The organism is Sphingomonas sp. (assembly GCF_048594985.1).
Classification (GTDB): domain Bacteria; phylum Pseudomonadota; class Alphaproteobacteria; order Sphingomonadales; family Sphingomonadaceae; genus Sphingomonas_I.
The window spans coordinates 1-7,035 of sequence record NZ_JBMDXG010000063.1 but is presented as its reverse complement, the minus strand read 5'-3'; the positions used below and the strand labels follow the sequence as shown (position 1 = coordinate 7,035).

The following is a 7,035-nucleotide window of genomic DNA, read 5'->3' as shown; positions in this document are numbered from 1 at the left end:
GAGGCGTATATGCGCCGCCGTCTCGACGCGCACGACTATCAGGAAGTGAAGACGCCGCAGTTGATGGACGCGCGGCAATGGGAACAGTCGGGCCATTGGGGCAAGTATCGCGAGAATATGTTCGTCATTCCCGACGAGGTGCCGAACACCGAGGACGAAGGGCCGATCGTGTCGGACGACGCTGCGTGGATGGCGCTCAAGCCGATGAACTGCCCGGCGCACGTCCTGATCTTCCGCCAGGGAATCAAGTCGTACCGCGACCTGCCGCTGCGCCTGTACGAAAATGGCTGCTGCCACCGCAACGAGCCGCACGGCGCGCTGCATGGGCTGATGCGCGTGCGTCAGTTCACGCAGGACGATGCGCATATCTTCTGCCGTGAAGATCAGATCGTCGACGAGGTCCAGGCCTTCTGCCGCCTTGCCGACAGCATCTATCGTGACTTCGGCTTCACCTATTCGATCAAGCTTGCGCTGCGCCCGGACAAGCGCTTCGGCACCGAGGAGATGTGGGACAAGGCCGAGGCGGAGCTGCGCGACGCCGTGGGCCGCGCCGGTCTCGCCACCGAGGATTATGGTTGGGAGGAGTTGCCGGGCGAAGGTGCTTTCTACGCTCCCAAGCTCGAATGGCACCTGACCGACGCGATCGGCCGCACTTGGCAGGTGGGCACGATCCAGTCGGATCGCGTGCTGCCCGAGCGGCTCGATGCGTCTTATGTGGCGGAAGATGGCGGCAGGCACCGCCCGGTGATGCTCCACCGCGCTATCTTCGGGTCGTACGAACGGTTCATCGGCATCCTGATCGAACATTTCGCGGGCAAGCTGCCGACCTGGCTCGCGCCGACGCAGGCCGTGGTGGCGACGATCGTGTCGGACGCCGACGATTATGCCCGGGCCGCGACCGCCAGGCTTAAGGCGGCGGGGATCCGCGTCGAGGCCGACACGCGCAACGAGAAGATCAATTACAAGGTGCGCGAGCACAGTCTGGCCAAGGTTCCGTTCCTGCTGGTCGTCGGCAAGCGCGAGGCGGAGGAGGGCAGCGTCGCCATCCGCCAACTCGGCGTCGAGGGGCAGAGAATATTGCCGCTGGACGAGGCGATCGCCCTGCTCGTCGGGGACGCAACGCCGCCCGATCTGCGCGAAATTCCGACGGCCGCGTAAGAGGGGCTTTACGCGGCGCGCAGTGACGATACGGGATGGTATACCATTCCGTATAGGAGCTGACGTCTATGGACCGCCGCGCTTTCCTTGCCTCGCTTCCCGCCGCGGCGGCGGCGCCCGCGCTGGCGCAAGGAGCGGGACCGGGGCACGGTGGGCGCTGGACACCCGGCGCGGATCGCTTCGATCGACCCGACGTCCATGCCGGCGACCGCCCGGTCGGCGCGAGCTTCGCGTCGCGCACGGCGGTCTACGGTCTGTCGGGCGCGGTCGGCACCGCGCATCCGCTGGCGACGCTGGCGGGCATCGAGACGCTGAAGCGCGGTGGCTCGGCGGTCGACGCCACGATCGCGGTCAACGCCTGCCTCGGCCTGCTGGAGCCGACCGCGTCGGGCATCGGCGGCGATTGCTATGCGATGATCTGGGACCCGAAAGCGGGCAAGGTTCAGGGGCTGGCCGGCTCCGGCGGGTCGCCGCGCGGCCTGTCGCTGGAGACGGTGCGGGCAAAGGCCGTGAACGGCGCCCTGCCGCCGCTCGGCGCGATCAGCGTGTCGGTGCCCGGCACGGTCGACGGCTGGTGGATGATGCATCAGCGCTACGGCAAGCTGAAGTGGGAGGCGCTGTTCGAACCCGCGATCCATTATGCCGAACAGGGCGTGCCCGTGCCCGACATGATCGCCTTCTACATCCGGCGCGCGCTCGCCAATTTCCGCAAACCCGGGTCAGGGGTCGAGGAAACCGACAACGCGATGCGGATCTGGGGGCTCGGCGGCGAGGGACCGCGCCCCGGCAGCGTGCTACGCAACCCCGATCTTGCCCGCACCTATCGCACGATCGCCAGGGGCGGTCGCGACGCCTATTACAAGGGCGAGATCGCCGAGGTGATCGACGCCTATTTCCGCCGGATCGGCGGCTGGCTGCGCAAGGAGGATCTGGCCGCCCACCGGGGCGAGTGGATCGAGCCGCACGTCACCCATTATCGCGGCGTCGGCGTCCATGCGCTGGGCGCCAACACGCAGGGCATCGCGACGCTGCAGATGCTCAACATCCTCGAGCATTTCGACATGGCCGGTGCGGGCTTTCAGTCGCCGCTGTCGATCCATTTGCAGATCGAGGCCAAGCGGCTCGCCTATGAGGATCGGGCGCGTTACTATGCCGACCCGCATTTCGCGCAGGTGCCGGTCGAGTGGTTGATCTCGAAGGAATATGCGGCCGAGCGCGCCAAGCTGATCCGGCCCGACCGCATCCTGACGCCGGTCTATCCGGGACAGGCGCCGAGCCGGGGCGACACCACCTATTTCTCGGTCGCGGACGCCGACGGGATGATGGTGTCGATGATCCAGTCCAACTTTCGCGGCATGGGATCGGGGCTGGTGGCCGACGGCCTCGGCTTCATGTTCCAGGACCGGGGGCAGCTCTTCAGCCTCAAGGACGGGCACCCCAATTTGTATGCGCCGGGCAAGCGCCCGTTCCAGACGATCATTCCGGGCTTCGCGACGCGCGGCGGCCAGCCGTGGATGAGCTTCGGCGTGATGGGGGGCGACATGCAGCCGCAGGGCCAGACGCAGATCATCGTCAATCGCCGCGATTACGGCCTGGAGATCCAGGCGGCGGGCGACAGCCCGCGCTGGCATCACGAGGGATCGTCGCAGTCGATGGGCGAGGATGATCGCAGCCTGCCCACGAACGGCCTGCTCAGGCTGGAAAGCGGGGTGCCCGAGGCGACGAAAAAGGCGCTCGCCGCGATGGGCTGGACGATCGGCGGCCCGGACGGCGGGTTCGGCCGCTACGAATGCATCGAGCATCGCATGGACGGACGAACCCGCGTCTATGCCGCGGCAAGCGAGATGCGCGCCGACGGCTGCGCCCTCGCTTACTGAGCGGCCGGCCGCTTATTCGGGCAGGAAGTCGGGGACGGAGAGGTAGCGCTCGCCCGTGTCGTAGTTGAAGCCGAGCACCCGCGCGCCGGGATATTCGGCGATCTTCTGCGCGATCGCCGCCAGCGTCGCGCCGGAGGAGATGCCGACCAGAAGCCCTTCCTCGCTGGCGGAACGGCGCGCATAATCCTTGGCGTCGGCCGGATCGACCTGGATCACGCCGTCGAGCACGCTGGTGTGCAGGTTGCGCGGGATGAAGCCGGCGCCGATGCCCTGGATCGGATGCGGTCCCGGCTGCCCGCCGGAGATGACCGGCGACAGGGTCGGCTCGACCGCGAACACCTTCAGGTTCGGCCAGGCCTGCTTCAGCGTCTCGCCCACGCCGGTGATGTGGCCGCCGGTGCCGACACCGGTGACGAGCAGGTCGAGCGGCGTGTCGGCAAAGTCGGCGAGGATCTCCTGCGCGGTCGTGTTGACGTGGACGTTGACGTTGGCCGGGTTTTCGAACTGTTGCGGCATCCATGCGCCGGGCGTCTCGGCGACGATCTCCAGCGCGCGTTCGATCGCGCCCTTCATCCCCTTTTCGCGCGGCGTGAGATCGAAGCTCGCGCCATAGGCCAGCATCAGCCGGCGGCGTTCCAGGCTCATGCTCTCCGGCATGACCAGGATCAGCGTATAGCCCTTGACCGCCGCGACCATGGCGAGGCCGACGCCGGTATTGCCCGAAGTCGGCTCGACGATCGTGCCGCCGGGCTGCAACTCGCCCGATGCCTCGGCCGCCTCGATCATGGCGAGCGCGATGCGGTCCTTGATCGATCCGCCGGGGTTGGACCGTTCGGACTTCACCCAGACCTCGGCATCGCCGAACAGGCGCGACAGCCGGATGTGCGGCGTGCCGCCGATGGTTTCGAGAACCGTGTTGACCTTCATTTCGCCATCTCCTCGCCGGGAATGTCTTCTAGGGTCTTGGGTGGATCGAAGGTACGCGCCCGCACCAGCTCGGGAAAGATCCTAGCCCACAATATGGTGACGCCGATCGCGCCCAGGCCGCCGATCACCACCGCCGGAACCGCGCCGATCAGCGCCGCCAGAAAGCCGCTCTCCGCCTCGCCCAGCTCGTTCGAGCCGGAAATGAACAGGGTCGACACCGCGCCGACGCGGCCGCGCATCTCGTTCGGGGTCCAGATCTGGATCAGCGACTGGCGGACATAGACCGACAGCATGTCGCACGCGCCGAGCACGGCCAGACAGGCGAGCGAGAGCGGCAGCCAGCGCGATAGGCCGAACGCAACCGTGCTCGCGCCGAAGAGGGCGACGGCGACGAGCATCTTGAGCCCGACATTGTGCCTGAGCGGGCGGAACGCGAACCATAGAGCAGTGGCGGCCGAACCGAGCGCGGGCGCGGCGCGAAGGTGGCCGAGCCCCTCCGACCCGACATGCAGGATGTCACGGGCATAGATGGGCAGCATCGCCGTTGCCCCGCCCAGCAGCACCGCGAACAGATCGAGGCTGATCGCGCCGAGCACGAGGCGGTTGCGGCGGATATAGGCCAGCCCCTCGACCATCTGGCGCCACGGATTGGCCTTGCGGTCGAGCGCGGTCTTCGGGGTCGGGCGGATGAACATCAGCGACCCGCTCGCCAGCAGGAACAGCGCGGCAGAGATCGTGTAGGGCAACCAGTGCGAATGGGCGTAGAGATAGCCGCCCATGGCGGGGCCGACGATCGCGCCGCCCTGCCACGCGACCGAGGAGGCGGCGATGGCGGTGGGGAGCACCGCCGGCGGCACGAGATTGGGCGCGAGCGCGCCGATTGCCGGGTTGGCGAAGGCGCGGCACACGCCGAGCACGATCGCGACCAGATAGATGGCCGGGATGGTGGTGGTGTCGTGGAAGGCGAGCAGCGCCAGCCAGGCGGCGCACGCGCCCTCGGCCAGCAGCACGATCCGGCCAATCCAGCGCCGGTCGACCCGGTCGGCGGTCCAGCCGGTGATGAGCGTCAGCGCGGCGAGCGGCAGGAACTGCGCGACGCCGATCATGCCGAGATGGAAGGCGGCCTCGCGCGGCGCCATGGTGCGCCGGGCGATGTCGTAGACCTGCCAGCCGATCACGACGACCATGGCATTCTGCGCGAGCGTGGTCGCGAGCCGCGTGAACCAGTAGAAGCGATAGTTGCGGAAGGAGAAGGGGGAGGGGGTCTGCGCCATTATCCCCCTTCTAGGCAGGGTTTTGCGCGGCCAACAAGCCGGACATCGCCATGTCGGGTCGCTCGCCGCGCAATGCTACGATCAGGCCCGCGCGAAATCGAGCAGTTCGGCGGTCAGGCGATCCTGGGCGGTGACGTTCAGCCCGTGCGGCTCGCCATCATATTCGATCAGCGTCGCGGAGGCGATCCCCGCCGCCGCCTGACGCGCGGAGGGATCGATCGGCACGACCTTGTCCGCCGTCCCGTGGATGATGAGGGTCGGCACGTCGAAGCTCGCCAGGTCGGGGCGGAAGTCGGTGCGGCTGAAAGCGTCGACGCAATCGAGGATGCCCTTGATCCCGCCCTGCGCCGCGAGCCGTTCGAAGGCGTGGAGCACCTGCGCGCTGACCGGGCTGGAGATGAAGCCGACGCCGTAGAACTGCTCGGCGAACTGCGCGAAGAAGGCGTGGCGATCGGCGCGGATCGGGGCCTTGATCTGATCCTCGAACACGCTTTCGTCGACGCCGTCGGGGTTGCTTTCGTCCTTGAGGAGATAGGCCACGACCGAGGAGATCAGCCCGGCCTTGACGATGCCCTTGCCGCCGTGGCGCGACATGTAGCGGGCGACCTCGCCCCCGCCCATCGAGAAGCCGATCAGCGTCGCGTCGGTCGCGCCGGTCTGTTCGATCACCTCCGCCAGATCGTCGGAGAAGCTGTCATAATCATAACCGCTCCACGGCTGGCCCGAGCGGCCGAAGCCGCGCCGGTCATAGGCGATCACGCGGTGACCCGCCTCCGCCAGTGCGAGCGCCTGCGCCTCCCAGCTGTCGGCGTTGAGCGGCCAGCCGTGCGTCAGGATCACCGGGCGGCCTGATCCCCAATCCTTGACGTACAGGTCCACATTGTCGCGGGTCTTGATGAACGGCATCGACACTCTCCTCGGAAAGGAAGCAGCCCAACGTCCGGTCGAGCAAAAGGCCCCGCCGGCATGAGATCAGGCGCCGTGAAATTCGGTTCGCGCGCTCGCCTCCGCCGCATGCGCCTCGCCGGGTTGCGGTTCGCGGATCGAGGGACGGAGCCGGGCGAGGCTGAGCCCCGCCGCGACCAACGTCAGGCAGGCGGCGATCAGCGCCGGGCCGCGCGTGGTGCCGAGGCCGATCGCCAGCAGGGCCGCGACCAGCGTCGCGCCGACCGTCTGGCCCATCAGCCGCGTGGTCGAGATGAGGCCGCCGGCGGAGGCGGCGCGCGAGCGGGGCGCCGAGCCGACGATCAGCCGGGCGTTGGGGGAAAGGTAGAGGCCGAAGCCCGCGCCGGTCAGCGCCATCCGCCAGGCGATGTCGGCGAAGTCGGGCTGTGCCGGGAGATAAGCGAGCAGGACCAGCCCGATCGTCGCCACCGCCATGCCGATCCCGCCGAGCAGGCCGGCCGGATAGCGATCCGACAGCGTGCCGGCGGTCGGCGCCACGATCATCGTGGTGAGCGGCCATGGCGCGATCATCGCCCCCACCTCGCCCGGGGACAGGCCGAAGCCGTGCTGAAGGCGGAAGGGGAGCGACAGGAGCAAGGTCATCGACGCGACGAAGGCGAGGAACGCGCCCGCCGTCGACAGCGCCAGCACGGGGCGCTCCAGCAGATCGACCGGCAGGATCGGCGCTTCTTCGCGGCGCTCATGCAGCACCAGCGCGACCGCGAACGCGATGCCGATCGCGACGACCGCCAGGCTGACCACCGGCGACGAGCCGTGGACCAGCGCCTCCAGCCCCGCGAGGAGCAGGCCGACGGTGGCCATGTTGAGCATCGCGCCGGCCAGAGTGTAGCGGC

6 protein-coding genes are annotated in these 7,035 nt (G+C 68.4%); 2 read left to right on the top strand and 4 right to left on the bottom strand.

What is annotated here, in order from left to right; genetic code table 11:
- Together thrS and ACOJSF_RS02365 are read left to right on the top strand one after the other, a co-directional pair.
- The coding region (thrS, locus tag ACOJSF_RS02370; RefSeq protein WP_420140636.1) for a threonine--tRNA ligase at positions 1–1,158 on the top strand (1,158 nt) is incomplete at its 5' end.
- Between the two features lie 68 nt (positions 1,159–1,226).
- Positions 1,227–3,035 carry a gamma-glutamyltransferase family protein gene (locus ACOJSF_RS02365; RefSeq protein WP_420140635.1) on the top strand — a complete coding sequence of 603 codons (1,809 nt, stop codon included), beginning with the start codon at positions 1,227–1,229 and terminating at the stop codon, positions 3,033–3,035.
- Between the two features lie 12 nt (positions 3,036–3,047).
- On the opposite strand, the gene cysK is transcribed toward ACOJSF_RS02365, so the two are convergent.
- The 4 genes from cysK to ACOJSF_RS02345 all read right to left on the bottom strand — a co-directional run.
- A complete protein-coding gene (cysK, locus tag ACOJSF_RS02360) occupies positions 3,048–3,962 on the bottom strand; it encodes a cysteine synthase A (protein ID WP_420140634.1) in 915 nt (304 codons plus the stop codon).
- Positions 3,959–5,236, bottom strand: a complete 1,278-nt coding sequence (locus ACOJSF_RS02355) for an MFS transporter (RefSeq protein WP_420140633.1) — start codon at positions 5,234–5,236, stop codon at positions 3,959–3,961. Before ACOJSF_RS02355 ends, cysK begins: the two co-directional genes overlap by 4 nt.
- Before the next feature lie 81 nt (positions 5,237–5,317).
- Entirely contained in the window at positions 5,318–6,142 is an 825-nt protein-coding gene (locus ACOJSF_RS02350) for an alpha/beta fold hydrolase (protein ID WP_420140632.1), read from the bottom strand.
- A gap of 66 nt (positions 6,143–6,208) precedes the next feature.
- The coding region (locus ACOJSF_RS02345) for an MFS transporter (protein WP_420140631.1) at positions 6,209–7,035 on the bottom strand (827 nt) is incomplete at its 5' end.

Bases quoted from the DNA above. Each gene is read 5' to 3' on its own strand.
- cysK (WP_420140634.1), bottom strand. From the start codon at position 3,962: ATGAAGGTCAACACGGTTCTCGAAACCATCGGCGGCACGCCGCACATC.
- ACOJSF_RS02350 (WP_420140632.1), bottom strand. From the start codon at position 6,142: ATGCCGTTCATCAAGACCCGCGACAATGTGGACCTGTACGTCAAGGAT.
- ACOJSF_RS02355 (WP_420140633.1), bottom strand. From the start codon at position 5,236: ATGGCGCAGACCCCCTCCCCCTTCTCCTTCCGCAACTATCGCTTCTAC.
- ACOJSF_RS02365 (WP_420140635.1), top strand. From the start codon at position 1,227: ATGGACCGCCGCGCTTTCCTTGCCTCGCTTCCCGCCGCGGCGGCGGCG.